Annotated in this window: 22 protein-coding genes; 15 read left to right on the top strand and 7 right to left on the bottom strand. The window is 68.2% G+C overall.

Annotated features, from left to right (window positions below; translation table 11 throughout):
- Window positions 1-10 precede the first annotated feature (10 nt).
- Window positions 11-2,383 carry a heavy metal translocating P-type ATPase gene (locus AGI3411_RS12075; RefSeq protein WP_425265339.1) on the bottom strand — a complete coding sequence of 791 codons (2,373 nt, stop codon included), beginning with the start codon at window positions 2,381-2,383 and terminating at the stop codon, window positions 11-13.
- Window positions 2,384-2,483: 100 nt separating this feature from the next.
- Here AGI3411_RS12075 and cadR point away from each other — a divergent pair, with 100 nt between their 5' ends.
- The gene (gene cadR, locus AGI3411_RS12070) at window positions 2,484-2,918 is read left to right on the top strand and encodes a Cd(II)/Pb(II)-responsive transcriptional regulator (RefSeq protein WP_129527610.1); all 435 of its coding nucleotides are present in this window, start codon (window positions 2,484-2,486) and stop codon (window positions 2,916-2,918) included.
- Window positions 2,919-3,019: 101 nt separating this feature from the next.
- The gene (locus AGI3411_RS12065; protein ID WP_129527609.1) at window positions 3,020-3,613 is read left to right on the top strand and encodes a nitroreductase family protein; all 594 of its coding nucleotides are present in this window, start codon (window positions 3,020-3,022) and stop codon (window positions 3,611-3,613) included.
- A gap of 68 nt (window positions 3,614-3,681) precedes the next feature.
- Here the strand turns inward: AGI3411_RS12065 and AGI3411_RS12060 are convergent, their stop codons facing one another.
- The gene (locus AGI3411_RS12060) at window positions 3,682-4,269 is read right to left on the bottom strand and encodes a MarR family winged helix-turn-helix transcriptional regulator (RefSeq protein WP_129527608.1); all 588 of its coding nucleotides are present in this window, start codon (window positions 4,267-4,269) and stop codon (window positions 3,682-3,684) included.
- A gap of 201 nt (window positions 4,270-4,470) precedes the next feature.
- Here AGI3411_RS12060 and AGI3411_RS12055 point away from each other — a divergent pair, with 201 nt between their 5' ends.
- From AGI3411_RS12055 to AGI3411_RS12020, 8 genes are all read left to right on the top strand, one after another.
- On the top strand, window positions 4,471-5,505 hold the full coding sequence (locus AGI3411_RS12055; protein WP_129527607.1) for an ABC transporter substrate-binding protein: 1,035 nt from the start codon (window positions 4,471-4,473) through the stop codon (window positions 5,503-5,505).
- A 24-nt stretch (window positions 5,506-5,529) separates the two neighbouring features.
- Window positions 5,530-6,621: an ABC transporter ATP-binding protein gene (locus AGI3411_RS12050; protein ID WP_129527606.1), complete on the top strand. Its 1,092-nt coding sequence runs from the start codon at window positions 5,530-5,532 to the stop codon at window positions 6,619-6,621.
- Window positions 6,618-7,466, top strand: coding sequence for an ABC transporter permease (locus AGI3411_RS12045; protein ID WP_129527605.1), 849 nt, complete (start codon window positions 6,618-6,620; stop codon window positions 7,464-7,466). Before AGI3411_RS12050 ends, AGI3411_RS12045 begins: the two co-directional genes overlap by 4 nt.
- The gene (locus tag AGI3411_RS12040; RefSeq protein WP_129527604.1) at window positions 7,463-8,254 is read left to right on the top strand and encodes an ABC transporter permease; all 792 of its coding nucleotides are present in this window, start codon (window positions 7,463-7,465) and stop codon (window positions 8,252-8,254) included. The genes AGI3411_RS12045 and AGI3411_RS12040 overlap by 4 nt, the downstream gene beginning before the upstream one ends.
- A gap of 14 nt (window positions 8,255-8,268) precedes the next feature.
- Window positions 8,269-9,087 carry a polysaccharide deacetylase family protein gene (locus AGI3411_RS12035; protein ID WP_129527603.1) on the top strand — a complete coding sequence of 273 codons (819 nt, stop codon included), beginning with the start codon at window positions 8,269-8,271 and terminating at the stop codon, window positions 9,085-9,087.
- The gene (locus AGI3411_RS12030; protein WP_129527602.1) at window positions 9,084-9,830 is read left to right on the top strand and encodes an SDR family NAD(P)-dependent oxidoreductase; all 747 of its coding nucleotides are present in this window, start codon (window positions 9,084-9,086) and stop codon (window positions 9,828-9,830) included. Before AGI3411_RS12035 ends, AGI3411_RS12030 begins: the two co-directional genes overlap by 4 nt.
- Window positions 9,831-9,862: 32 nt before the next feature.
- Complete coding sequence (locus tag AGI3411_RS12025) at window positions 9,863-10,618, top strand: SDR family NAD(P)-dependent oxidoreductase (RefSeq protein WP_244240329.1); 756 nt, start codon at window positions 9,863-9,865, stop codon at window positions 10,616-10,618.
- A 69-nt stretch (window positions 10,619-10,687) separates the two neighbouring features.
- On the top strand, window positions 10,688-12,070 hold the full coding sequence (locus AGI3411_RS12020) for an amidase (protein WP_129527601.1): 1,383 nt from the start codon (window positions 10,688-10,690) through the stop codon (window positions 12,068-12,070).
- A 9-nt stretch (window positions 12,071-12,079) separates the two neighbouring features.
- On the opposite strand, the gene AGI3411_RS12015 is transcribed toward AGI3411_RS12020, so the two are convergent.
- From AGI3411_RS12015 to AGI3411_RS12000, 4 genes are all read right to left on the bottom strand, one after another.
- Window positions 12,080-13,045: a Bug family tripartite tricarboxylate transporter substrate binding protein gene (locus AGI3411_RS12015; protein ID WP_129527600.1), complete on the bottom strand. Its 966-nt coding sequence runs from the start codon at window positions 13,043-13,045 to the stop codon at window positions 12,080-12,082.
- 82 nt (window positions 13,046-13,127) lie between these two features.
- Window positions 13,128-14,315 carry a CaiB/BaiF CoA transferase family protein gene (locus AGI3411_RS12010; protein ID WP_129527599.1) on the bottom strand — a complete coding sequence of 396 codons (1,188 nt, stop codon included), beginning with the start codon at window positions 14,313-14,315 and terminating at the stop codon, window positions 13,128-13,130.
- On the bottom strand, window positions 14,312-15,415 hold the full coding sequence (locus AGI3411_RS12005) for a hypothetical protein (protein WP_129527598.1): 1,104 nt from the start codon (window positions 15,413-15,415) through the stop codon (window positions 14,312-14,314). Before AGI3411_RS12005 ends, AGI3411_RS12010 begins: the two co-directional genes overlap by 4 nt.
- 14 nt (window positions 15,416-15,429) lie before the next feature.
- Entirely contained in the window at window positions 15,430-17,172 is a 1,743-nt protein-coding gene (locus AGI3411_RS12000) for a TetR-type transcription factor C-terminal domain-containing protein (RefSeq protein WP_129527597.1), read from the bottom strand.
- 180 nt (window positions 17,173-17,352) lie between these two features.
- On the opposite strand from AGI3411_RS12000, the gene AGI3411_RS11995 reads away from it, so the two are divergent.
- From AGI3411_RS11995 to lpdA, 5 genes are all read left to right on the top strand, one after another.
- The gene (locus AGI3411_RS11995; RefSeq protein WP_129527596.1) at window positions 17,353-18,543 is read left to right on the top strand and encodes an acyl-CoA dehydrogenase family protein; all 1,191 of its coding nucleotides are present in this window, start codon (window positions 17,353-17,355) and stop codon (window positions 18,541-18,543) included.
- A gap of 215 nt (window positions 18,544-18,758) precedes the next feature.
- Complete coding sequence (locus AGI3411_RS11990; RefSeq protein WP_129527595.1) at window positions 18,759-19,991, top strand: 3-methyl-2-oxobutanoate dehydrogenase (2-methylpropanoyl-transferring) subunit alpha; 1,233 nt, start codon at window positions 18,759-18,761, stop codon at window positions 19,989-19,991.
- A 2-nt stretch (window positions 19,992-19,993) separates the two neighbouring features.
- Window positions 19,994-21,037, top strand: coding sequence for an alpha-ketoacid dehydrogenase subunit beta (locus AGI3411_RS11985; RefSeq protein WP_129527594.1), 1,044 nt, complete (start codon window positions 19,994-19,996; stop codon window positions 21,035-21,037).
- Between the two features lie 3 nt (window positions 21,038-21,040).
- Window positions 21,041-22,345, top strand: a complete 1,305-nt coding sequence (locus AGI3411_RS11980) for a dihydrolipoamide acetyltransferase family protein (protein WP_129527593.1) — start codon at window positions 21,041-21,043, stop codon at window positions 22,343-22,345.
- 2 nt (window positions 22,346-22,347) lie between these two features.
- Window positions 22,348-23,751 carry a dihydrolipoyl dehydrogenase gene (gene lpdA / locus AGI3411_RS11975; RefSeq protein ID WP_129527592.1) on the top strand — a complete coding sequence of 468 codons (1,404 nt, stop codon included), beginning with the start codon at window positions 22,348-22,350 and terminating at the stop codon, window positions 23,749-23,751.
- Window positions 23,752-23,804: 53 nt separating this feature from the next.
- Here the strand turns inward: lpdA and AGI3411_RS11970 are convergent, their stop codons facing one another.
- Window positions 23,805-24,716, bottom strand: a complete 912-nt coding sequence (locus AGI3411_RS11970) for a LysR substrate-binding domain-containing protein (protein ID WP_129527591.1) — start codon at window positions 24,714-24,716, stop codon at window positions 23,805-23,807.
- Window positions 24,717-24,775: the final 59 nt, after the last annotated feature.

Here is a 24,775-nt window from a genome sequence, read left to right as displayed (position 1 = left end):
GCCCGGCGGTTTACCTCGTTTCGGCGGGAGCCGCCTTCAGCAGCCGCAAGCCGTTGGCCACCACCAGCAGGCTGGCGCCCACGTCGGCGAATACCGCCATCCACAGCGTGGCGTTGCCGGTCATGGCCAGCGCCAGGAACACCACTTTGATACCCAGCGCCAGCGTGATGTTCTGCACCAGCACGCTGTGCGTGGCGCGGGACAGGCGCAGGAACACGCCGATCTTGCGCAGATCGTCGTCCATCAGCGCCACGTCGGCGGTTTCGATGGCGGTGCCGGTGCCTGCCGCGCCCATGGCGAAGCCGATGTCGGCGCGGGCCAGCGCGGGGGCGTCGTTGATGCCGTCGCCCACCATGCCGACGCGGCCTTCGGGCGCCAGCTTGCTTTCGATGGCGGCCAGCTTGTCTTCGGGCAGTTGATCGCCGCGCGCCTCGTCGATGCCGACCTGGCGCGCGATCGCCTGCGCCGTGGGCGTGTTGTCTCCGGTCAGCATCAGCGTGCGCACGCCCAGGGCGTGCAGGTCGGCGATGGCGGAGGCGCTGGTCGGCTTGACGGTGTCGGCCACGGCGGCCAGCGCCAGCACCCGGCTGCCGTCGGTCAGCGCGATGACGCTCTTGCCCTGGCGCTCCAGTTCGCCCATGCGGGCTTCCAGCGCGTCGCTGGCGACGCCCGCTTCGCGCATCAGGCGCAGGTTGCCCAATTGGAAGGTGACGCCGTCGATGGCGCCGGATACGCCGCGTCCGGGCAGGGCGGCGAAATCGGCCACGTCCAGCAAGGCCTTGCCGGCGTCGCGCGCCGCGTTGGCCACGGCCAGCGAGACCGGGTGGTCAGAACGCGCGGCCAGGCTGGCGGCGACCAGCGCGGCGGGCTGGCGGCTCAGATCGGACGCTTCCCAATCCTGCATGTCGGTCTGCACCGGCTGGCCGTGGGTGAGCGTGCCGGTCTTGTCCAGCGCCAGCCATTTCAGGTTGCGGCCTTCTTCCAGATAGACGCCGCCCTTGACCAGGATGCCGCGGCGCGAGGCGGCGGTAAGCCCGCTCACGATGCTGACCGGCGTGGATATCACCAGTGCGCAGGGGCAGGCGATGATGAGCAGCGCCAGCGCGCGGTAGATCGCGTCGTACCAGGGCTGCCCCCACAGCAGCGGAGGCGCCAGGGCCACCAGCGCCGCGATGCCCACCACCACCGGGGTGTAGATGCGCGAAAAACGGTCGATGAAGCGCTGGGTCGGGGCGCGGGCACCCTGGGCCTGCTCGACCGCGTGGATGATGCGCGCCAGCGTGGTGTTGCCGGCGGCCGCGGTAACGCGATATTCGAATGAACCGGAGGCGTTCACGGTGGCAGCGTAGACGGGATCGTCCTGCGTCTTTTCCACGGGCAGGCTTTCACCCGTAATGGGCGATTGGTCCACGGCTGAACTGCCGCTGACGATGACGCCGTCGGCCGCGATGCGTTCGCCCGGCCGCACCCGCACCACGTCGCCCACGCGCAGGCTGGCGGCCGGCACTTCCGCCCAGCCGCCGTCCGCCTGGCGCACCGTGGCGGTTTCCGGCGCCAGGTCGAGCAGGCCGCGGATGGCGTGGCGCGCACGGTCCAGCGAGCGGGCTTCGATCAGCTCGGCCACATTGAAAAGGAACATCACCATGGCCGCCTCGGGCCACTGGCCGATCAGCACCGCGCCCGTCACGGCGATGCTCATCAGCGCGTTGATGTTGAGGTTGCCGTTGCGCACGGCGATCCAGCCCTTGCGGTAGGTGGTGACGCCGCAGGCGAGGATGGCGGCCACGGCCAGGGCCGCGGTGACGCCCAGCGGCCAGCCCGCGAAATGCGACAGTTCGGACAGCGCCGCCAGCACGCCCGCGCTGCCGATCAGCCACCAGTTCACGGGTTTGGCGGCGGGAGCGGGCGTGCGCGCCGCGCCTTCGCCCAGGGGTTCGGGCGTCATGTCCAGCGACCGGATCGCGGCCATGATGCGGTCCAGCGCGCCCTCGGCGTGCACCACCGTCAGGACGCGCTGCATCAGGTTGAAGTCCAGCGCGTGCACGCCGTCCATGTTGTCCAGTTTCTTGCGGATCAGCGTTTCCTCGGTGGGGCAGTCCATCTGGCCGATGCGCAGGCGCGCCAGCGACTGGCCGGGGCCGGCGCTGAGCGCGGCCGCGCCGGTGTCCGATACCGTGAAGGGCTGGGCGGCGTGGTCGTGGCCGCAGCATGAGGCCTCGGCGTGGCGTTCGGCCGGGCGGCCGTGCTCGTGGCCATGGCCGGAGTGATCGTGCGCCGCGTGGTCGTGACCCTCGCGGGCGCGCGATTCGCCATCCTGTACGCAGCAGGCGCCGCCGTGTCCGGCGGTTGCATGTTCGTGTTGTTTGACCGGAGGTAAAGACATCGTCCTCTGCCTTGAAATATGCTGGTGACGCTATTGCACACCTTGGAGTTACTATAGGGTCAACCCCCAATATCATTCGGATGCGATCCGGGAGGCAACGATGCGTATCGGCGAATTGGCCACGGCGACCGGCACCACGGTCGAGACCGTCAGGTATTACGAGAAGGAAGGGCTGCTGCCCGCCCCGGAACGGGGCCTGAACAACTACCGCAGTTACGGGCAACCCCATCTTGAACGGCTGCGGCTGATCCGCAACTGTCGGGCGCTGGACATGACGCAGGACGAAATCCGCGCCATCCTGTCCCTGGCGGACAACCACCAGAGCGGATGTGGCCCCATTAACGAACTGTTCGACGAGCACATTTCCCACGTGGACGAGCGCATCGCCGAACTCACGCAGCTGAAGTCCCAGCTGACCGATCTGCGCCAGCGCTGCCTGTCGGCCCAGCCCGATGCGGAAAATTGCGGCATCCTGCACGGCCTGAACGAGATGCAGGTTGAAGAGCGCCACGAACGGCATACGCATTTGGGCTGAGGCGGGGCGGATGCCCTTGCTGCGCGCCGGGGGATCGGGCCCCCGGCCGCGCTCATCGCTTAATATGAGAATATGTTTCTTTCCTATTTGCCCAGGAATCCATGACCGTTACCCAGACCGCCACGCCGCTGCATGCGTTGATTTCCCGCCGTTCCTTCAAGTTCCTCCGCGCTCCGGCTCCCAAGCCCGAAGAGCTTGAACAGATTCTGCAGGCCGCCATGTCTGCGCCGGATCATGGCGCCTTGCGCCCGTGGCGTTTCGTGGTGATACGCGGCGAGGCCATTGGCAAGCTGGCCGATCTGGCGCTGGACGCCGTCAAGCGCAGTGGCGACCCCCGCATGACGCCGGAAAAGGAAAAGTCCGTGCGCGAATGGATGGCGAGCGTGCCGCTGTTCGTCGCGGTGGCGCAGAAGATCGCGCACGACAACACCAAGATCCCCGAGCAGGAGCAGCTGCTGGCCACCGGCGCCGCTACCATGAACCTGCTGAACGCCGTGCACATGCTGGGCTACGCCGCGTTCTGGAGCACCGGCATCGGCACCTATGTGGAAGATGTGCAGAACGCGCTCGGTCTGGACGCCCTAGACTACCGCTTCCTGGGTTTCCTGGCCATTGGCACGCCGGCTTGCGGGGTGCCGCCGGCCAATCGTCCGGATTTCCGCGAATTCGTCACGGAATGGGAAGGCCCGGCCTGAGCGGCCTTGCCTTCCTCGTTCGACGCGAACCGGCCACTGGGCCGGTTTTTTATCGCCCTTGGATCGCGTCAGGCGTCGGCTTCGGGCGCTTGGCCCAGTTCGGGGGCGTTGGCCACCAGCATGCGGCTGAGCAGCCGCGCCAGCGTGTCGCGCTCCTGCGGCGTGAACATGGCGAGCAGGTCCTGTTCGGCCTGCGCATGCGCGGGCATGGCTTTGTCGGCCAAGTGCTTGCCCTTGGTGGTCAGCGTGACCTGCACGCCGCGGCGGTCGGCTTTGTCCACCTCGCGGCGCACCAGGCCCTGGCTTTCCAGTCGCTTGAGAATGTTGGACAGGCCGCCTGAACTGCACAATAGCCGCGCCTGCAATTGCGAGGGCGCCAGGCAATAAGGCGCGCCGTCCACCCGCAAGGTGGTCAGCACCGCGTATTCGATGTACTTCAGGCCATACGGTTCCTGCGAGGCGTTGATGGCGCGCAGCACCACTTCCTCGAGCCGGATCAGGCGGCCCACGACCTCCTTGCCCGAGCTGTCGATGTCCGGCCGCTCGCGTCGCCACTGCGCGATGCCGCGGCCGATGAGATCGTCGTCGGGATTCAGGTGGGAATAGGGCGTGGCGGCGTCGGCCGCGGCTTGCGTCGGGTTGTCGCGATGCGTCATGGATGCGTCCGGGATCGCCGGGTCTGTCCTGTCTGGAGAAGCATTTAACGCATTCCCGACAGCCTTTGCAAGCAGCGTGAAAACCCTCATTGAATTTATCTTTTCAGAAAGATAAATTGCTGAAAAGCACCAGATACCGGGGATCCGTGCCTGATTGTCTTCAGGTAGAGGCCCGGGCCCATCTTCTCGCGAGGAGGTTTCATGGACGTCAGGATTTCCAAGGCGCTTGCATGCGCCGCCATGGTCGGTATGTGCGGTTGGGGCGGCAATGCGCAGGCGGCCGACCTGGTGGTGGGTCTATTCGGCGGTTCGTTCCTGGACGCATCGCGCGAATGCCAGATCAAGGCTTTCGAAAAGAAAACGGGCGCCCGGGTGCGCACCAAGCTGGGCAGTTCGGCCCAGTTCGCGGCCGCGGTCCGCGCCACGGGAGGCAAGTCTGACTTCGACGTGGTGTACCTCGACAATTCGCTCGCCACCCAACTGAAGAATGAGAATCTGCTGGAACCCATCGACCGCGCCCGCCTCGCCAATGCGAAAGCGGTGGCGCCCTCGGCCTTCGATGGCGATACTCCGCACTACGTGAGCTTCATGACGGGGTCCACCGTCATCGTCTACGACACCACGCAGGTCAAGACGCCGCCCAAGTCCTGGAACGACCTTGCCGACCCCGCATACGAAGGCAAGCTGGCCATCGGCGACATCAGCGGCACGGCAGGTTCGCAGTTCCTGCTGGCGCTGAACCGGATGCGCGGCGGCACGCTGGACAATCTCGACGCGGGCTTCGCCGCCATCGCGCCGCTGGCGAAGGCCTCGGCATTGCTGTATACGCAGGCCGACCAGATCGTGTCCCTGTTCGAACGCAAGGAAATCGCCGTGGCCGTCTGGTACTCGGACCGCGCCGGGTCGGCCATAGACAGCGGCCTGCCGCTGGCGGTGGTCTATCCCGAGGAAGGGGCGGTGGGCATCCTGCCTTCGGTGGCGATTCCCAAGGGCAGCAAGAACCCCGACCTGGCCACTCAGTACATAGACGCGCTCTTGTCCAAGGAGGTGCAGACCTGCTTCGCCGAGAAAAAGTACGCGGGGCCGGTCAATACCGAGGTCCAGCTGTCGGAGAAGGCGTCGCGGATCGTGGCGGTGGGCAAGCACTTCGACGAACTGTGGCTGCCCGACCCGGCGGCGGTGGCCCGCGGCATGCCGGCCTGGGTCAGCCGCTGGCAGCGCGAGGTCGCGCGCTGAGGCGCCGGAACACGGGACATCGCCATGCCTGCATTGATACTGGATCGTCTTGAAAAGCGCTATGAGGGGCATACAGCCGCCGCCGGCGTCTCGTTGTCCGTGAAGGACGGGGAGTTCGTATCGCTGCTGGGGCCATCGGGCTGCGGCAAGACCACGGTGCTGCGCATGGTGGCCGGTCTGATCGCGCCCACCAGCGGCCGCATCCTGGTCGACGACCGGGATATCACCCGGCTGCCGCCCAACCGGCGCCAGGTGGGGCTGGTGTTCCAGTCGTACGCATTGTTCCCTCACATGACCGTGTTCGAAAACGTGGCCTTCGGGCTGCGTCGCCAGGGCATAGCTGGGGCGGCCTTGCGGACACGCGTCGAGCAGGCCTTGGGCAGCGTGCGCCTGTCGGGCCTGGGCGGGCGCATGCCCAGGCAGCTCTCGGGCGGCCAGCAGCAGCGTGTGGCGGTGGCGCGTTCTATTGCGCCGCGCCCGAGCATCCTGTTGTTCGACGAGCCGCTGTCCAACCTGGACGCGGTGTTGCGCGACGAGATGCAGATAGAGCTCAAGCGCCTGCAGCGCGAGGTTGGGATCACAACGCTGTTCGTCACGCATGACCAGACCGAAGCCATGAGCATGTCCGACCGGGTCTGCGTGCTGGCGGGGGGCGTGGTGCAGCAGTTCGACACGCCCGAGGCCATCTACCATCGCCCTGCGACGGGCTTCGTGGCGGGCTTCATCGGCAAGCCCAACCGGCTTCAGGGCCGCCTGGCGTTGGGCGGAGACGGCCCGCAAGCCGAGCTGCAGGGCGGGCACCGCCTGCCGGTGGAGCGCGCCGAGGGGCTGGCGGCCGGTGACGCGCTGGACGTGGTGGTCCGCCAGGAGGATATCTCCATACAGCCATTGGAAGACGCGGCCGGCACGGGCCTGCCGGGCAGGATTGCGCTGCGCTCGTTCGTGGGGGCGCGGGTCCAGTATGTGGTGGCGCTGCAGGGCGGTGGTGAAATCATCGCCGACACGCCCACTAACGGTCCGCAGTCGGGGTTGGCGGCGGGCGAAGAGGTGTGGCTGGGGGTGCGGCCGCAGCACGTGTACGCAACGCGCCGCGTTGGCGCGGAGGCCGTGGCATGAACCGCCGCGCCGCGGGCGCGCTGCTCGCGTCGCCCTTGCTGCTGGTGTTGCTGCTGGCCTTCGTGGGGCCAGCGCTCTTCATGCTGCCGCTCAGTCTGCGCGAGTACCTGCCGGGCGCGGGCATCGGCACAGGCTATACGCTGGGCAATTACACGCGGCTGGCCACGGATCCGTTCTACCGCGAAGTCATTTTGCGCAGCCTGGGCCTGGGCTTGAGCGTGACGGCGCTTTGCCTGCTGCTCGGCTATCCGCTGGCCTGGGTCATCGCGCATGCGCGGCCGCGCCTGAAGCTGGCGTTGACGCTGCTGGTCATCTTTCCCATGTTGCTGAACCTGGTCGTGCGCTCGTTTGGCTGGATCGCGCTGCTGTCCAGCCGCGGCCTGCTGAACAATGCGCTCATGGACCTGGGAGTCATCGAACGTCCGCTCAAGCTGATGTTCAACCTGACCGGCGTGCTGGTAGGCATGGCGCACATCTTCCTGCCATTCATGGTGCTGATGTTGGTGCCGGTCATCCAGGCCGTGCCGCGAGACCTGAGGGATGCGGCCTACACCTTGCAGGCCGGCAGGCTGCGCGCCTTTCTGTCGGTGACGCTGCCGCTGACGGCGCACGGCATCCTGGCCGGGTCCATCATGGTATTCGTGCTGACGATCAGCGCGCTGGTCACTCCCCGCATGCTGGGGGGACCGACCTACAAGGTCATGGCCACCATGATCTACGACGATTTCCTGCTGACGCTGGACTGGCCGTCCGGCGCGGCAATGGCGTTCACGCTGACGGCGTTGGCGCTGGCGGTGATCGGGGTTTCCAGCCGGGTGCTGAAGCGCTGGGGAGGCGAACAATGAGCGAACGCCGCGCGAGCGGGCCGGTCCTGACCAGCATCGCCTTTCTGGTCGTGCTGTTCCTGCAGTTGCCGGTGCTGGTGGTGGTGCTGGCCGCCTTCAGTGACACCGCCTACCTGACGCTGCCGCCGAAGGGGCTGACCCTGAAATGGTTCGAGGCGGCGCTGAGCGATCCCGACTACCTGGAGGCTGCCTGGACCAGCCTGTGGCTGGCGGCCGGTTCGACCGCGGCTTCGCTGGCGCTCGGGCTGGCGGGCGCTTGCGCCATCCAGCGCCGCATGGTGCCGGGAGCCGCCTGGCTGAACGCGCTGTTCATGGCGCCGCTGATTCTTCCTTCCGTGGTGCTGGGGGTGGCGCTGCTGCAGTACTACGCGGCGGCGGGGCTGCGCGGCAGCAATGCCGGTCTGTGGCTGGCCCACGTGGTCATTACGGTGCCCTACGTGGTGCGCGCCAGCCTGGCCAGCCTGGCGTCGGTGGACGAGGCGCTGGAGGATGCGGCCTGCGTGCTCGGCGCCGGGCGCCTGGAGGCGTTCCGGCTGGTGACGCTGCCGCTGCTCAAGCCTGGCCTAGTGGCCGGAGGCCTGTTCGCCTTCATTACTTCGCTCGATAACGTGCCGGTATCGGTGTTCCTGCTGTCCGCCAGCCAGAACACTTTGCCGGTGAAGATTTTCACCTCGGTGGAGCAGGGCGTGGATCCGTCGGTGGCGGCGGTCTCGGCGCTGCTCATCCTGGTTACCGGGATTGCCCTGGTGCTCGCGGAGCGCTGGACGGGTTTCCACAAGCATGTGTAAGACAAGGAGCGGCGATGTCCGTGACGAGTAAGGGTTTTCCGTTATTCCTGACGTTCGATGTGGACGCCGAGACCATGTGGACGGCGCGCGATGCGGCCTACGCCAAGCGCCCGATCCTGATGTCGCAGGGCGCCTACGGCTGGAAGGTCGGCGTGCCGCGCGTGCTGGCGCTGCTGGCGCGCCACGAGGTCAAGGCCACGTTCTTCGTTCCGGGCGTGGTGGCGCTGGCGCATCCGGACATGGTGCGCTCCATTGTGGACCACGGCCACGAGGTGGCGCACCACAGCCACACGCACCGCTGGATCGTCAACCTGACGCCGGAGGAAGAGCGCGAGGAAATGGAGCTCGGCATGGACGCGCTGGTGCGCACCGCGGGCTACCGGCCGCGAGGCTGGCGTTCGCCCGCCGCCGAGTTCAGCGAGATCACGCTGGACTTGATCCGCGAATATGGCTTTGACTATTCGTCGAATTTCTTCGACGACGATTCTCCCTATCTGCTGGAGATCGGCGGCCGGTCCACGGATATCGTGGAGCTGCCGTTTCGCTGGGTGCTGGACGACGCGCCCTTTTTCCAATACTCGATCGTGCTGCCCGGGCGCACGATGCAATCGCCTTCGGCCGTGCTGGAAGCCTGGAAGCGCGAATTCGACCTGTTGTATGCCGAGGACCGCATGATGATGCTGGGCATGCACCCCGAGATCATCGGCCAGCCCTCGCGTCTGTACGTGCTGGACGAGATGATCCGCTACGCCAAGGCGCACGAGCGGGTCTGGATAGACCGCTGCGACGTGATCACGGACGACATCCGGCCGCGCCTGCGGAGCGCGGCATGAGCGGGGGCCGGCGCTTTGTGGTGGCGGGCGGCGCCAGCGGTATCGGGCTGGCGTTCGCGCGCCTGGCGTTGGGCCGGGGCGCGGCGGTCGCGATCCTGGACCGCGACACCGGCGCGCTTGCCGAGGCCGGCCGCGAGCTGCCGCTGGCCGCCGCGCTGGCCTGCGACGTGACGGACAGCGCCGCGGTAGAACGGGCCCTGCGGGAAGCCGCCGATGCGCTGGGCGGCATCGATGGCGTGGTCAATTGCGCGGGCGTCGACCTGCTGGCCGACCTGGAGTCGATGCGGGACGAGGACTGGAACCGTGTGCTGGCGGTGAACCTGAGCGGCCCCATGCATGTGTGCCGCGCCGCGGTGCCGTATCTGAAGAAGGCGGGCGGCGGTAGCATCGTCAACGTGTCTTCCGCGGCCGGTCTCAGTCCGCTGCCGCAACGCAGCGCCTATTGCGCCGCCAAGGCGGGGATCAACATGTTCGGCAAGGTGCTGGCGATGGAACTGGCCGCTTTCGGCATCCGGGTCGCGACCGTGTGCCCAGGCGCGGTGGACACGCCGCTGTTCCGTTCGAGCTACGAGGACGCCCCGGATCCCCAGGCCGCCCTGGCCGCCATACGCGCGCGCTACGCCTTGCGGCGCGTGGCCGTGCCGGAGGAAGTGGCAGAGGCCATTCTGTTCCTCAGCGGTTCCGGCGCCAGCTATATCACCGGAGCAACCCTGGCGGTGGACGGCGGCCGCAGCTTCCATTAGGCCCCGCGGGCGAATACCGCGGTGAAAGACAGATGGAACAGGACGATGCCATGAGCGAGCGTTTCAACGGGAAAGTCGTCGTCGTGACAGGCGGCGGGCAGGGCATAGGCGCGGCCGCGGCCCGGCGTTTCGCGGCGGAGGGCGCCAGGGTGGCGGTGCTCGATCTCGACGTGGAGGAAGCGCGCCGCGAGGGGAGGGCCGCGCTGGCGGCGGAGGGCGACTGCACCGTGCCGGAGGTGATGGAGGAATTCTTCGCCCGCGTGGAATCCTCATTAGGTCCGCCGGACGTGCTGTTCAACAACGTGGGCCAGAGCGCGCGCGAGCGGTCCGGCCCCTTCGCGGAATCGGACGAAGCCACGTGGCGCTTCGTGCTGGAGGTGTCGTTGCTGACGGCGATGCGCGCATCGCGGCTGGCCGCGCCGGGCATGCGGGCGCGCGGTTACGGCCGCATCGTGAACATGAGCAGCGATGCCGCTTTCGCAGGCGACGCGGGGCTGGCCGACTACGCCGCCGCGAAGATGGGCGTCGTCGGGTTCACGCGTTCGCTAGCGCGCGAACTGGCGCCTGCGGGCGTCACGGTCAACGCGGTGTGCCCCGGCGCCATCCGCACCCGCGCGCACGAGCGCCTGACGCCGGCGATCCTGCAGCGCATCGTGGCGCAGACTCCCGCGGGTTTCGTGGGCGAGCCGGACGACGTGGCCGCGGCGGTGGCCTTCCTGGCGTCAGAGGAGGCGCGTTTCATTACGGGGCAGACCCTGTTGATCGATGGCGGCCGCTGGATGGTCTAGGGCCGATGCAAGGCCGCTTTCAGCGCCAACGCGCCGCGGGGCAGGTTCATATGACGGAGGCAGGAAGGAATGGACGAATTGACGAACATGGATGCGTTGACGCTGGCCGCGGCGATTCGGCGCGGGCAGGTATCGCCGGTGGAAGCCGTGTCCGCGGTGCTGGAGCGCATCGCGGCCCGGGCCGATCTGAACGCGTTCATCACGGTGACGGCGGATCAGGCGCTGGCCGCCGCCCGCGAAGCCGAGGCGGCGGTGCGCAGGGGCGACCCGTTGGGGCCGCTGCATGGCGTGCCGTACTCGGTCAAGGACCTGACCTTGACGGCGGGCGTGCGCACGACGATGGGTTCCGCCATGTTCGAAGACTTCGTGCCGCGCGAAGACGCGGTGGCCGTGGCGCGGGCCAAGGCCGCGGGCGCCATCCTGATCGGCAAGACCACCACGCCCGAATTCGGGCACAAGCAAAGCACCGATGCGCCCTTGTTCGGCCGTACGCTCAACCCGATCGATCCGCGCTATACCTGCGGCGCTTCCAGCGGCGGGGCCGCGGTGGCCGTGGCGGCGGGCATGGGGCCCCTGGCCCTCGGCACCGACGGCGGCGGCTCGATCCGCATTCCCGCGTCCTGCTGCGGCATCGTGGGCATGAAGGCCACGCTGGGCGCCATCCCCAACCTGCAGCCGGCGGATCTCTTCGGCGCGAACTCCTACGTAGGGCCGATGGCCCGCAACGTCGCCGATACCGCCTTGCTTTACGGCGTGCTCCAAGGCACCGACCGACGGGATCCCTATGGCCAACTGGCGCTTCCGGCGCGCGGGCCAGCTCAGGCGACGCTTGCGGGGCTGCGGGTGGCCTATTTGCCCGCTTGCGGCAATCCGGTGGATCCGGAAGTGCTGGAGGCCACGAACGCGGCGGTCCGGCGCATGGAAGAGGACGGCGCGCATGTCGAGCCGGTATCGCTGGATTTCGTGTCGCTGGAGCGGCATTTCCTGGTCATCCTGGAGTCGGTGACGGCGTCGCGCGTGGGGCCCAGGCTGGATGCCTTCCGCGAACGTCTCGATCCTTCGCTGGTGGCCACGGTAGAGCGGGGCCGCGAGCACGGCGCGGCCGCGCTGCTGGACGCGATCGCGGCGCGCACGCAGGCCTTCAATGCCCTGCAGGCCGTGTTCGAGCGCCACGATGTCCTGGTGTCGCCGACGCTGTCGGCGCCGCCCCTGCCGGTTACGCAGGATCCCAACGGCATCGTCGAGATCGCCGGCAAGCTGGCGGGCACGATACGCGGGGCTTGGTATCCCTACACCTATCCCATGAACCTCACGGGCCATCCGGCGCTGTCGATGCCTTGCGGCCGCTCGGCGGGGGGGCTGCCAATCGGATTGCAGCTTTGCGGCCGCTGGCACGAGGATTGGCGGCTGCTCGACGTGGCGGCCCGCGTCGAGCGGCTGCTGGCCGGCTGATGGCCCGCCTCAGTTCGGCTGCACGTTGGCCCGCTTCATGACGTCCAGCCACTTCTTGTTCTCCGCGGCCGCGAAGGCCGCGAATTCCTTGGCGTCCATCTTGCTGGGAATGATGCCGTCGTTGGCCAGCCGCTTGGCGACGGCCGGCATCTCCGAGGCGTCCCGCATGGTCTGGTTCAGGCGGTCCACGATGGCGCGCGGCGTGTCCTTCGGCACCCAGTAGCCATACCAGGAGGTGACGTCGAAGTCCGGGATGCCCGATTCGGCGATGGTGGGCACATCGGGCAGCAGGTCGATGCGGGCGGCGGAGGTAACGGCCAGGGCGCGCAGCTTGCCGCCCTTGATCTGGGGCAGGGCGCTGGCCACCGAGGCGTACAGGACATCGACGTGCCCGCCCAGAACGTCCGTCAGGGCCTGGCCGGTGCCGTTGTAGGGGATATGGCTGATCTGCACGCCGGAGCGCACATTGACGAGTTCGCCCACCAGGTGCGGCAGCGAGCCCAGGCCGCCCGAGGCGAACGTGATGCTGCCGGGCTTGGCGCGCGCGGCCTCGATCAGGTCGCGGAAACTCTTGATCGGGGATTGGGCGCGCACCACGGCCACCATGGGCGCGAAGCCGAACACGCCCACCGGCGTGAAGTCCTTCATGGGGTCGAAGTGCAGCGTCTTGAATATGCCCGGATACATGACCTGGATGGACGCATTCATCAATCCCGTGTAACCGTCGGGTTTGCTCAGCGCCACGTCGCGCGCGCCGATGGTGCCCGCCGCGCCTGGGCGCGACTCGATCACGATCGGCTGGCCCAGCAGCGTGCTCATCTCGGGGGTGAGCATGCGGCCGAAGGTCTCCGTGGTGGAGCCCGCCTGATGCGGCACGACGATCCGCACGGGCTGTGTTGGAAAGCTATTGGCGGCCAAGGCGCCCGGACCGGAAACCAGCATTGCCGCAAGCAAAGGCAGGTGATGCAATTTCATGGTTGTCTCCTGTTTATCGTATTGCCGGAAGCCGCTGTGCCGCGGTTCATGTCATGGGCGGCGCAGGGCGCGCCGCCGGAATTCAGCGGGGCGGGCCCAGCGCCCCGGCCTCCCGCAGCCGGGCGATCTCGGCATCGCCGTAACCCGCTTCGCGCAGCACTTCGTCGCCGTGCTCTCCGGGCAGCGGGGGAAGCGTGCGCAGCGAGGCGGGCGTGCGGCTCAGCTTGATGGGAAAGCCCGGCCCCCGGTACTCGCCCTGGGATAGCGCCATTTCCCTGTGGGCGGCATGCGGCGTCGCGATGGCTTCGGCCACGTCCAGGATGGGAGCGACGGGCACGCCGGCGCCGGTCAGCGATTCGGCAAGCTTGCGGCCGTCCTGGCCGGCCAGCAGGCGCGCCAGCTCCTCGCGCAGTTCGCCGCGGTTGGCGATGCGGTCCACGTTGCGCAGGAAGCGGGGGTCTTGCGCCAGGCCGGGATGGCCGAGCTGCGCGCACAGCGTGGCGAATTGCCGTTCGTTGCCCACCGCGACATACACGGGAACCGTGGCGGTGTCGAAGGCGTCGTAGGGCGCGATATTGGGATGGCCGTTGCCGGAGCGCGCCGGCGTCTTGCCCGTCCAGAGGTAGTTGGCCAGATGCGGATGCGCGACGCTCAGCGCGCAATCGTGCAGCGCGACGTCGCACAGTTGCCCGCGCCCAGACCGGGTGCGCTCGGCGAGCGCCGTGAGGACGGCGATCGTCGCCTGCATGCCGGTAGCGAGATCCACCATGGGCACGCCCAGGCGCAGCGGCGGGCCGTCCGCCTCGCCGTTGACGCTCATCAGGCCGCAAGCGGCCTGCACCGCGGCGTCGTAGCCGGGGCGGCCGCCCATCGGGCCGTCGTCGCCGAAGCCCGTGATGCGGCAATGGATCAACCGCGGATAGCGTTCGCACAGGGAAGCGGGATCGGGAACGCCCCAGGATGCCAGCGTACTGGGTTTGAAGTTCTCGATCAGCACGTCGGCGCCCTCCAGCATGCGCCAGAAGACCTCGCGCGCGTCCTCGCGGTTCAGGTCCAGGACGACGCCGCGCTTGTTGCGGTTCAGGGCCTGGTAATAGGCCGCGCCGCCGGCATTCACCGGCGGGCCGAACGTGCGCGTTTCGTCGCCGGCGGGCGGCTCGATCTTGATGACGTCGGCGCCGTGGTCCCCCAGCATCTGGCCGCAATAGGGCCCGGCCAGCACGCGCGAGGCATCGATGACCCGCAGGCCGGCAAGGCTGGATCCGTTCATGTCCGGCCTCCGGGGATGGGACCAACCAGGATGCCGCGCGGCGCGATCCGCCATTCGAACGCTCCTTCGCCCTGGTCCAGGCGGCGCGTGACCTTGAGGTCCAGCCGGCGGTTGTGCGCCGACAAGGCGCCTTCCAGCAGGCAATTCCAGGCCTCGAACGCGGCGCCGTGCAACTGCGTCAGGCCGGCCATCAGCTTCCAGCTGGTCTGGCGCACGCCGGGCACGCCGCCGTCCTCGATCAGTTCGGCCTCGTCGCCCTGGGCGCGGGCAAGCGCCACCAAGAAGCGCGCGAATGCTTCCGCGGAGCCTTGGTCCGGCAGGCCGAATGCGGCGGCGGTGCCGCTGTAGAACTGCATGCCGACCAGGCGGGCGGTGATGCCGCCCAGCCAGGCGGCCTCGTGCGGGCCGTGCAGGCCGATGAGCTCGGGCAGGGCCGTGCGCACGTATTCCATGGCGTAGTTGCGCCGCGCCTTCTGCAGGCGGTCCTGCGGCCAGGTGGCAGTGGGCAGCGTGGGCGCGCTGGCGGGATCGAAATCGGGGGCTTCCTCGCCGCGGGCGAAGCGCAGGCGCTCGTCCTCGGAGAGGTCCCGGTCGTATTCGCAGTAGTAGCCTTCCAGCCCCGGCTGCCCGTCCATGGCCTGCTTGGTGCAGACGAAGCCGAGGCGGCGCGTGCCGAGCGAGACGCCGTTGTGCGCGTGCCAGCCGCGCAGCACGGCCCGGGACACTTCGCCGGGAACGGCGCACAGCGCGGTGCCTTGCCAGGCCCAGCGCGGCGTGGGATAGCGCACCCAGACCTTGCGCTGGGATTCCTCTATGTATTCCACGCGCACGCCGCCGATGGCGTTCGACAGATAGTGGTAACGGGCGGCCGCCACGGCTGGCGGCAGGCCCGCGATGCCCAGCTTTTCGAGCCCGGGCAGGAAGCGCTCGAGGTGCTGGCGGCGGAAGATATGAAAGACCAGTTCGGCCGCCTCGCGGCTGCCGCGCCGTGTGACCATAGTCATCACCAGGCCGGTGAAGTAGGCGTGGTACCACTCCGCGACGGCGGACCAGCGGGCCGCGTCGCCGCCCGGGGCGGCAGGGGCAGGGAAGGGTTGCATTGTTGTGTTCCTTGTCATTGCCGGTGGGCGGCGCCGGCCGGGGCGTCGATCTGCATATCGGCGGCGGGTTGATAGGCCTGGGTCAGGCCGGACAGCACGAAGGTGGCCAGGTGCGCGGCCAGGCGGTCGCGGTCCGCCGCGGTTTCGCCCGGGCGGGGCTGATACCACATGGTGGTCCAGTTGATCGCGCCGAACAGCGGTTTGGCGGCCAGGCGGGGATTCTGGCGCGGCAGTTCACCCGCGTCGATGGCCTGTGTCAGCACGTTCACGAAAAGCTCTTCGTAGTGGTCGCGCAGGCTGATGACTTCGTCCAGGCGCGCGCGTTGCTCTTCGTTGATGCGGCCCATGAGCTGCGACTCCAGCCCCTGCACGGCCACGCGCTGATAGGACAAATGTTTCATGACCTGCATCGCGTGCGCATAGGCCATCCGGTACAGCCTGTCGATCGCGCGGACGCCGGACTGCCGCGCGATCGGTTCCACCGTGGCGATGTTCATCTCCAGGGCCCGCTGGTAGACCGCCGTGAACAAGTGCGCCTTGCTCCGGTAGTGGTGATAGATGCTGCCCTTGGTCACGCCCAGCGCATCGCCGATCTGGTCCAGGGTCGTGGCGTCGTAGGTCTGCTGGGTGAAGGCGTCCGCGGCGGCGTCGAGGATTTCCGCGACGCGGTCCGGCAGTTCACCGGAACGGGGAATCGGGGCGTTATGCATGGCGGGTGTCGCTCCTGGGGTTGAGGGGGGCGCAGGGGGCTGGATGGCGCCGGCAAGCAGGGCGGCCTGGGCCGCTTGCGTGCCGGCGGTCGCCTGATGGAGATGGCGCGCGCGCAACAGGGCCTGCAAGGCGTCCGGGTCGGCCCGGGCAGACGCGCTTGCGAGCTTCAGGGCGGCCGCCAGCATGCGTTCGGCCGCTTCCCCTGCCGACAGCAGCGCCATGGCGCTGAGCAGCCGGAGGTTCTGGCCCGCATGGGCCGCGGCCCCGGCTTCGTGCAGCAACGCGCGCGCCGCCGCGGCCGCGCTGGCGCAGGCGGCCAGCTCCTGAGCGCCGCGGGACGGCGCGGCTTCGTCGGCAGGCAGCATGGCGGCGGCCTGGGCATATGCCGCAAGCGTGACGCCGTTCGCCTGGGCGGCTGCCGCCAGGCGCCGCCGCGCGTCGGTGCGCCGCATGGCGTCGGCGGCCTGCCCGGGAGCGCCCAATAAGCGTTCCGGCCCGACGCTGAGATCCACATGCGCCGTGCCGCCGGCTTGGCCCGCCGGGGTGGATTCGATGCCGGGGGCGTCCGCGGGCAGCAGGAACGCCGAGACCGCGGCGGCATCGGCGTGGTGGGCGAACACCAGCAGCGGCGCGCCGGGCGCGGCGCCGATCCAGGGCGCTTCGCCCTGGATACGCCAGGACTTCCCTTCCGCACGGACGGTGAATGCCGGGCGGCCGCTGGCGGGATGGAGCGTGCCGGCAGCGTTGGCGGATGCGGTGCCGGGACCGCGCCGGGCGCGAGCCCCCGCCAGTTCGTCGACCGCGGCGGCCGCGCACCACGCGGCGGCCAGCGCCATGGACAGCGCGGGCCGGGGCGCGGACAGGATTTCGATCACGGCCAGCACGGTGGAGGGCGGCGAGGGCGGCTGGGCGGCGCACAGCGCGGCCAGTTCGTCGTGCGCCACGCAGGCGCCTGCTTCAGCGTCCTCCGGTAGCGCGGCGAGCCGGCGCGCACGCGCCAGCCAGCGGGCGGATACGCCGGGCGCGGAGGGCCAAGTGAGTGTCATTGAACGTGATCCTTATGAGTATCCAGATCCATACTTGAACGTATGTTATGAGCCTGAAATGCAGAGATCAATAGAAAAAACTCTCTGATTTATAAGGAAAACCCTTGGGTATTGAATCGTCCATACTAATCAGTATGTCGTTAGACTGATGGTTCCACGACGACGACTCCGAGGACGTTCATGAGCACCGCCTTCCTTCCCCTGCATCAACGTGAATCGATGGACCTTCCCTTTTTCGAGGCTGCCCACAAGGACTATCTGCGGCAGGTGGAGGCCTTTGCCGACGGCCGCGACGATCCGCCGGCAACCGCCGCCAATGTCGATGCGGGCTGCCGAGACCTGGTCCGGGCCATGGGCGCTGCCGGCCTGTTGCGCGCGAGCGTGCCGCAGGCCTACGGCGGCGACTCGCCCACAGTCGAATCGCGCCGGCTGACGCTGGCGCGCGAAGCGCTGGCCTATCGCCATGGGCTGGCGGATTTCGCTTTCGCGATGCAGGGGCTGGGCAGCGGCGCCATCAGCCTGGCCGGATCCGAGGCATTGAAGGCCTCGATCCTGCCGAAGGTTGCCAGCGGCGAGTGCATTCCCGCTTTTGCGCTGTCGGAGAAGGGCGCGGGCTCGGATGCCGCGGGCATGGCCTGCAGCGCCCGCCTCGACGACGGCCACTATGTCGTCGATGGCGAAAAGACCTGGATTTCCAACGGCGGCATCGCGGACGTCTACACGGTGTTCGCCCGGACGGAAGCGGCGGCCGGCACGCGCGGGATCTCTGCCTTCGTGGTCTATCCCGGGGATCCGGGGTTCTCCATCAGCGAACGGATCGACGTCATGGCGCCGCATCCTCTGGCCACGCTGCGGTTCGACAATATGCGGATCCCGGCCGACCGCCTGCTGGGAGCGCCGGGCGAAGGCTTCAAGCTGGCCATGCGCACGCTGGACATCTTCCGCGTGTCGGTGGCGGGCGCCGCGCTGGGATTCGCGCGCAGGGCGTTCGACGAAGCCCTGGCCCATGCGCGCGACCGGCGCCTGTTCGGCGGCACCCTGGGCGATTTGCAGCTGACGCAGGCCAAGCTGGGCGACATGGCCGTCGCCATCGACTCCGCCGCCCTGCTGACATACCGCGCCGCATGGCGGCGCGACGCGCTCGGGGCGCCGACCACGCGCGAGGCGGCCATGGCCAAACTGGCGGCCACCGAGAACGCGCAGTCGGTGGTGGACATGGCCCTGCAGTTGTTCGGCGCGCGCGGCGTGCGGGTCGGAGAAACACTGGAAAGCCTGTACCGCGAAATCCGGGCGCTGCGCATCTACGAGGGCGCCAGCGAAATCCAGAAGGTCATCATCGCCCGCGACGCGTTGCGGACTGCCGCCGCGTGACCGCCGCCATTGGCGCGCAAGGCATAAATCCCTGCCGACGCCAGTCTTCATGCGGGTCGCCCAATGGCGCCGATGGCTGTGCTATTGTCTTTAACCGGCCGGCTACGATCATCATCCCGTAGCCGAGCCGGCGATGATGCGGCCCGAGGCTACCTCCTTGCGCCGTGTCCTTGGCAAGAATAAACGCATGACACGATCAAGCGTGGAGACAATACATGAGCCAATATGGGCCATTGAAGTTGCACGTCCCGGAACCCACGGGGCGTCCGGGTTGCAAGACCGACTTTTCCTACCTGCACCTGTCGCCGGCCGGCGACGTGCCCAAACCCCCCATTGATGTTGCCGCGGTCGATACCGGCGGGCTGGCCTACAGCCTGGTCCGGGTGATCGACGACGAAGGCCGCGCCGTCGGCCCGTGGGCGCCGGAGATCAGCGACGATCTGCTGCGCGCCGGCATGCGCGCCATGCTGAAGACGCGAATCTTCGATGGGCGCATGCTGACCGCGCAGCGCAAGAAGAAGATCTCGTTCTACATGCAGAGCCTGGGCGAAGAGGCCATCGGCACGGCCCACGCCATGGCGCTGGAACAGGGCGACATGTGCTTTCCGACCTACCGCCAGCAAAGCATCCTGCTGGCGCGCGACGTCTCGCTGGTCACCATGATGTGCCAGCTGATGTCCAACGAACGCGACCCGCTCAAGGGGCGCCAGCTGCCGGTCATGTATTCCGACCGCGAACGGGGCTTCTTCAGCATCTCGGGCAACCTGGCCACGCAGTTCATTCAGGCGGTAGGCTGGGGCATGGCCTCGGCCATCAAGGGCGACACCCGCATCGCTTCGGGCTGGATCGGCGACGGCGCCACGGCCGAGGCCGATTTCCATGCCGCGCTGACCTTCGCCCACGTGTACCGCGCGCCGGTGATCCTGAACGTGGTCAACAACCAGTGGGCCATCTCCACCTTCCAGGCGATCGCGGGCGGCGAAGGCGCCACGTTCGCGGGCCGCGGCGTGGGCTGCGGCATTGCGTCGCTGCGCGTGGACGGCAACGATTTCCTGGCCGTGTATTCGGCCTCGCGCTGGGCCGCCGAACGCGCCCGCCGCAACCTGGGCCCGACCCTGATCGAGTGGGTGACCTACCGGGCGGGCCCGCACTCCACCTCCGACGATCCTTCCAAGTACCGTCCCGGCGACGACTGGAGCCAATTCCCGCTGGGCGATCCGATCGAGCGCTTCAAGAAGCACCTGATCCTGCGCGGCATCTGGTCCGAGGCCGAGCACGACGCGGCGCGCGCCGAACTCGACGCCGAGATCCTGGCCGCGCAGAAGGAAGCGGAAAGCTACGGCACGCTGGTGGACGGCCACGTTCCCAGCGCCGCCAGCATTTTCGAAGACGTGTACAAGGACATGCCGGAGCACCTGCGCCGGCAGCGCCAGCAGCTCGGAGTCTGATCATGGCAATCGATAACAACATCGGTCCGGCGTCCGCGTCGATGACCATGATCCAGGCTTTGCGCTCGGCCATGGATGTGATGCTGGAGCGTGACAACAACGTGGTGGTGTTCGGCCAGGACGTGGGCTATTTCGGCGGCGTGTTCCGCTGCACCGAAGGCCTGCAGTCCAAGTACGGCAGCTCGCGCGTGTTCGATACGCCGATTTCCGAAGGCGGCATCGTCGGCGTGGCGGTGGGCATGGGCGCTTACGGCCTGCGCCCCGTCTGCGAGATCCAGTTCGCCGACTATTTCTATCCGGCGTCGGATCAGATCGTGTCCGAGGCCGCGCGCCTGCGCTACCGCTCGGTGGGTGAATTCATCGCGCCGATGACCATCCGCATGCCCTGCGGCGGCGGCATCTACGGCGGGCAGACGCATAGCCAGAGCCCCGAGGCCATGTTCACCCAGGTCTGCGGCCTGCGCACGGTGATGCCGTCCAATCCCTACGACGCCAAGGGCCTGCTGATCGCCGCCATCGAGAACGACGATCCGGTGATCTTCCTGGAGCCCAAGCGCCTGTACAACGGCCCGTTCGACGGCCATCACGACCGTCCCGTCACGCCGTGGACCGGGCGTCCCGGCAGCGTGGTGCCCACGGGCTACTACACCGTGCCGCTGGATTCCGCCGCCATCGTGCGCCCGGGCAGCGAGCTGACCGTGCTGACCTACGGCACCACGGTGCACGTGTCGCTGACCGCGGCCGAGGAAACCGGCATCGACGCCGAAGTCATCGACCTGCGCAGCCTGTGGCCGCTGGACCTCGACGCCATCGTCAATTCGGTGAAGAAGACGGGCCGCTGCGTGGTGGTGCACGAGGCCACCCGCACCTGCGGCTTCGGCGCCGAACTGATGGCGCTGGTGCAGGAACATTGCTTCCATCACCTGGAGGCGCCCGTCGAGCGCGTGACCGGCTGGGACACGCCGTATCCGCATGCCCAGGAATGGGCGTACTTCCCCGGCCCGCGCCGGGTCGGCGAAGCGTTCAAGCGCGCGATGGAGGGTTGAGAGATGGGTATTCATATCATCAAGATGCCCGATATTGGCGAAGGCATCGCGGAGGTCGAACTGGTGGGCTGGCACGTCAAGGTCGGCGATACCGTCGCCGAGGACCAGCCCCTGGCCGACGTGATGACCGACAAGGCCACGGTGGAAATCCCGTCGCCGGTGGTCGGCCGCGTGGTGGCGCTGGGCGGCGAGGTCGGCGAAGTGATGGCGGTGGGCGGCGAATTGATCCGCCTGGAAGTGGAAGGCGAGGGCAACCTCAAGCCGGGCGCGGAAGCGCCGGCGGCCAAGGCGCCCGTGGCGCCGGCCCCTCAGCCCCCTCAGGTGTCTGACACCCTGCCAGCGAAAACGCCGCAAACATCCACAACCCGGGTGTCTGACACCCCCAAGCACCCCGCCCGTCAGCCATCCGCCGCCGTCGCGCGCCAGCCCGGCGACAAGCCGCTGGCCTCGCCCGCCGTGCGCAAGCGCGCCTGGGACCTGGGGATCGAGCTGCGCTACGTGCAGGGCAGCGGCCCGGCAGGCCGCATCCTGCACGAAGACCTGGACGCCTACCTGCAAGGCCAGAGCGGAACGGGCCAGGCCCGCGGCGGCGCCGCGTACGCCGAGCGCAACGACGAAGAGAATGTGCCGGTGATCGGCCTGCGCAGGAAGATCGCGCAGAAGATGGCCGAGTCCAAGCGCCGCATTCCGCATTTCAGCTACGTCGAGGAGATCGACGTCACGGAACTGGAGGAACTGCGCGCGCAGCTCAACCTGAAGTGGGGAGAGTCGCGGGGCAAGCTGACCCTGCTGCCGCTGCTGGCGCGTGCCATGGTGGTGGCGCTGCGCGATTTCCCGCAGATCAACGCGCGCTATGACGACGAGGCGGGCGTGGTGACGCGCTACGGCGCGGTGCACATCGGCATCGCCACGCAGAGCGACGGCGGCCTGATGGTGCCGGTCATGCGCCACGCCGAGGCGCGCGACCTCTGGTCCATGGCGGCCGAGATCGTCCGCCTGGCCGAAGCGGTTCGCACCGGAGGGGCCAGCCGTGACGAACTGTCGGGGTCGACCATCACCATCACCAGCCTGGGCCCCTTGGGCGGCATCGTCACCACGCCTGTGATCAACCATCCCGAGGTCGGCATCGTGGGCGTGAACCGCATCGTCGAGCGGCCCGCCATCCGCAATGGCGCCGTGGTGGCGCGCAAGCTGATGAACCTGTCGTCGTCCTTCGACCACCGCGTGGTGGACGGCATGGACGCGGCGCGCTTCATCCAGGCGGTGCGCGCGCTGCTGGAACAACCCGCGCTGCTTTTCGTGGAGTAAGCATGAGCCAGACAACCAAGACGACAACCCTGCTGGTGATCGGGGGCGGTCCTGGCGGCTACGTGGCCGCCATCCGCGCTGGCCAACTGGGCGTGCCGACCATCCTGGTCGAAGGCGCCCAACTGGGCGGCACCTGCCTGAACATCGGCTGCATTCCCTCCAAGGCGCTGATCCACGCGGCTGAGGAATTCGACAAGGCGCGCCATTACGCGGGCAAGTCGGCGCTGGGCATTTCGGTGTCGGCGCCCGCCATCGACCTGGCCCAGACCGTGGCCTGGAAAGACGGCATCGTCGGCAAGCTGACCGGCGGCGTGGCCGCGCTGCTGAAAAAGAACGGCGTGGAAGTGGTGCGCGGCTGGGCCCGGCTGCTGGACGGCAAGACCGTGGAAGTCGACACCGGCGAGTCCGGCGCTGTCCGCATCCAGTGCGAACACCTGCTGCTGGCGGCGGGCTCCGAGCCCACGCCGCTGCCCTCCATGCCTTTTGGCGGCATGGTGGTGTCGTCCACCGAGGCGCTGTCGCCGACCAGCATCCCCAAGCAACTGGTGGTGGTGGGTGGCGGCTACATCGGCCTGGAACTTGGCACCGTGTACCGCAAGCTCGGCGCCGAGGTGGCGGTGGTGGAAGCGCAGGACCGCATCCTGCCGACCTATGACGCGGAACTCACCAAGCCGGTGGCCGCCGCGCTGGCGAAGATGAGCGTGGATCTGCATCTGGGCCGCAAGGTGCTGGGCCTGAACGGCGCGGGCAACGCGGTGCGGGTGCAGGATGCGGCGGGCGTCGAAACCCTGCTGCCGGCCGACCGCGTGCTGATCGCGGTGGGACGGCGTCCGCGCACGCAGGACTGGGGACTGGAAAGCCTGCAACTGGACCGCAAGGGCAATGCGCTGCGCATCGACGACCAGTGCCGAACCTCCATGCGCGACGTCTGGGCCATCGGCGACATCGCCGGCGAGCCCATGCTGGCGCATCGCGCCATGGCGCAGGGCGAGATGGTGGCCGAACTGGTGGCGGGCAAGCGCCGGCATTTCCAGCCGGCGTCCATTCCTGCGGTCTGCTTCACCGATCCCGAGGTCGTGGTGGCGGGCCTGTCGCCCAACGAGGCGGAAAGCGCCGGCCTGGACTGCCTGACGGCGTCCTTCCCCTTCGCCGCCAACGGGCGCTCGATGACGCTGGAATCCACCGACGGCTTCGTGCGCGTGGTGGCGCGCCGCGACAACCACCTGATCCTGGGTTGGCAGGCGGTGGGACGGGGCGTGTCGGAACTGTCGACGGCCTTCGGCCAGTCGCTGGAAATGGGCGCCACGCTGGAAGACGTGGCGGGCACCATCCACGCGCATCCGACCTTGGGCGAAGCGGTGCAGGAAGCGGCGCTCAAGGCGCTGGGCCACGCGCTGCACATCTAGCAGTCACGGAACGCCGCGCTTGCGCGGCGTTCCGCCGAAGGGCTGGACAGTGCCTAGCGAGGGGCTACGGCTTGCGCCAAGGCGGCGCTGAATCCCTCCACCGCAGGATTGCCCTGGTCGCGCAGCGCCGCCAACACCACCTGAGCCGTGGCTCCCGCCACATCGCGCAAAGGCAAGAAACGCAATGAATCCGAGCGCATTCGGGACAGCGATTGGGGCACCAATGCAGGCCCGATACCGGCTTCCACCAAGGTCAGCAGCGTGGGAATGACGCTTTCCTGCGCGATTTCCGGTTTCAGTTGCGCACGCGCGAACAGCGCCTGGATCATGTTGCGGAAGTACGGCGAGATGTCCTGGCGGTAGCCTACCAAGGGAAATTCCAGCAATTCTTCCAGCGCAACATCACGCTGGTTCGCCAGCGCATGATCGTGGCGCAGCGCCACGCGCAGGGGCTCTTCGTAGATGACGCGGGTCACGATATCCGCATCCAGCGGATGCGGACGCATCAGCGCCACATCGACCACGCGCGACCGCAACGCGGGGTCCATGTCCACGGAATTCATCTCGCGCAGATCGAGGCGGACTTCCGGGTGCGCATCGCGGTAGTGGCTGAGCGCCGATACCAGCGGCGAACTTGCGGCGCTGGGCGTGATGCCTATCACCAGCGAGCCGGTCTCGCCGCGCGCCGTCCGGCGCGCCTGGCGCAGCATGAGCTGGGTATCCGCGGCGATCTTGCGCGCCCGCTCGTACATGATTTCGCCAGCGGGTGTCAGTTTCACCGAGCGCGTGGTGCGCACGAACAGGGGCACGCCCACGATCACTTCCAGTCGCTTGATCTGCTGCGTGAGGGGCGGCTGCGTCATGAACAGGCGCGCCGCCGCCCGGGCGAAGTGCAGCTCTTCCGCCAAGGTGCAGAACAGGACCAGCAGCCGGCCGTCCAGGAAGATTAATTCTGATTTCGACATAATCAAGGCGAAATTATCAATTGGACATAGATTAGTCCAGTTCCTAAGATGCCGCATCG

The sequence above is a fragment of the Achromobacter agilis genome, from assembly GCF_900496965.1.
Taxonomy (GTDB): domain Bacteria; phylum Pseudomonadota; class Gammaproteobacteria; order Burkholderiales; family Burkholderiaceae_B; genus Achromobacter; species Achromobacter agilis.
The sequence above is the reverse complement of the archived record's forward strand: the minus strand, read 5'-3'. Positions and strand labels throughout refer to the sequence as shown.

Coding starts and splice junctions, on each gene's coding strand:
- AGI3411_RS12075 (WP_425265339.1), bottom strand. CDS start 2,383: ATGTCTTTACCTCCGGTCAAACAACACGAACATGCAACCGCCGGACAC.
- cadR (WP_129527610.1), top strand. CDS start 2,484: ATGCGTATCGGCGAATTGGCCACGGCGACCGGCACCACGGTCGAGACC.
- AGI3411_RS12065 (WP_129527609.1), top strand. CDS start 3,020: ATGACCGTTACCCAGACCGCCACGCCGCTGCATGCGTTGATTTCCCGC.
- AGI3411_RS12060 (WP_129527608.1), bottom strand. CDS start 4,269: ATGACGCATCGCGACAACCCGACGCAAGCCGCGGCCGACGCCGCCACG.
- AGI3411_RS12055 (WP_129527607.1), top strand. CDS start 4,471: ATGGACGTCAGGATTTCCAAGGCGCTTGCATGCGCCGCCATGGTCGGT.
- AGI3411_RS12050 (WP_129527606.1), top strand. CDS start 5,530: ATGCCTGCATTGATACTGGATCGTCTTGAAAAGCGCTATGAGGGGCAT.
- AGI3411_RS12045 (WP_129527605.1), top strand. CDS start 6,618: ATGAACCGCCGCGCCGCGGGCGCGCTGCTCGCGTCGCCCTTGCTGCTG.
- AGI3411_RS12040 (WP_129527604.1), top strand. CDS start 7,463: ATGAGCGAACGCCGCGCGAGCGGGCCGGTCCTGACCAGCATCGCCTTT.
- AGI3411_RS12035 (WP_129527603.1), top strand. CDS start 8,269: ATGTCCGTGACGAGTAAGGGTTTTCCGTTATTCCTGACGTTCGATGTG.
- AGI3411_RS12030 (WP_129527602.1), top strand. CDS start 9,084: ATGAGCGGGGGCCGGCGCTTTGTGGTGGCGGGCGGCGCCAGCGGTATC.
- AGI3411_RS12025 (WP_244240329.1), top strand. CDS start 9,863: ATGGAACAGGACGATGCCATGAGCGAGCGTTTCAACGGGAAAGTCGTC.
- AGI3411_RS12020 (WP_129527601.1), top strand. CDS start 10,688: ATGGACGAATTGACGAACATGGATGCGTTGACGCTGGCCGCGGCGATT.
- AGI3411_RS12015 (WP_129527600.1), bottom strand. CDS start 13,045: ATGAAATTGCATCACCTGCCTTTGCTTGCGGCAATGCTGGTTTCCGGT.
- AGI3411_RS12010 (WP_129527599.1), bottom strand. CDS start 14,315: ATGAACGGATCCAGCCTTGCCGGCCTGCGGGTCATCGATGCCTCGCGC.
- AGI3411_RS12005 (WP_129527598.1), bottom strand. CDS start 15,415: ATGCAACCCTTCCCTGCCCCTGCCGCCCCGGGCGGCGACGCGGCCCGC.
- AGI3411_RS12000 (WP_129527597.1), bottom strand. CDS start 17,172: ATGACACTCACTTGGCCCTCCGCGCCCGGCGTATCCGCCCGCTGGCTG.
- AGI3411_RS11995 (WP_129527596.1), top strand. CDS start 17,353: ATGAGCACCGCCTTCCTTCCCCTGCATCAACGTGAATCGATGGACCTT.
- AGI3411_RS11990 (WP_129527595.1), top strand. CDS start 18,759: ATGAGCCAATATGGGCCATTGAAGTTGCACGTCCCGGAACCCACGGGG.
- AGI3411_RS11985 (WP_129527594.1), top strand. CDS start 19,994: ATGGCAATCGATAACAACATCGGTCCGGCGTCCGCGTCGATGACCATG.
- AGI3411_RS11980 (WP_129527593.1), top strand. CDS start 21,041: ATGGGTATTCATATCATCAAGATGCCCGATATTGGCGAAGGCATCGCG.
- lpdA (WP_129527592.1), top strand. CDS start 22,348: ATGAGCCAGACAACCAAGACGACAACCCTGCTGGTGATCGGGGGCGGT.
- AGI3411_RS11970 (WP_129527591.1), bottom strand. CDS start 24,716: ATGTCGAAATCAGAATTAATCTTCCTGGACGGCCGGCTGCTGGTCCTG.